This is a genomic window from Shewanella nanhaiensis, assembly GCF_019457885.1.
Classification (GTDB): domain Bacteria; phylum Pseudomonadota; class Gammaproteobacteria; order Enterobacterales; family Shewanellaceae; genus Shewanella; species Shewanella nanhaiensis.
In genome coordinates this window covers 1-291 of the sequence record NZ_JAHZST010000078.1, presented here as the reverse complement: position 1 = coordinate 291, position 291 = coordinate 1, and the positions used below count along the sequence as shown (strand labels likewise).

The window sequence follows — 291 nt, the reverse complement described above, 5'->3', positions numbered from 1 at the left end:
CGAGACTCAGTGAAGTTGAAATTGCGGTGAAGATGCCGTATACCCGCGGCTAGACGGAAAGACCCCGTGCACCTTTACTATAGCTTGGCACTGAACATTGAACCTACATGTGTAGGATAGGTGGGAGACTTTGAAGCGAGAACGCTAGTTCTTGTGGAGTCAACCTTGAAATACCACCCTTGTAGCTTTGATGTTCTAACTCTGGCCCCTGAATCGGGGTTGAGGACAGTGCCTGGTGGGTAGTTTGACTGGGGCGGTCTCCTCCCAAAGAGTAACGGAGGAGCACGAAGG

1 rRNA gene is annotated in these 291 nt (G+C 51.5%); it reads left to right on the top strand.

Going from position 1 to position 291, the window contains the following annotated elements:
* A 23S ribosomal RNA gene (locus K0625_RS24415) occupies positions 1-291 on the top strand; the annotation flags it as partial.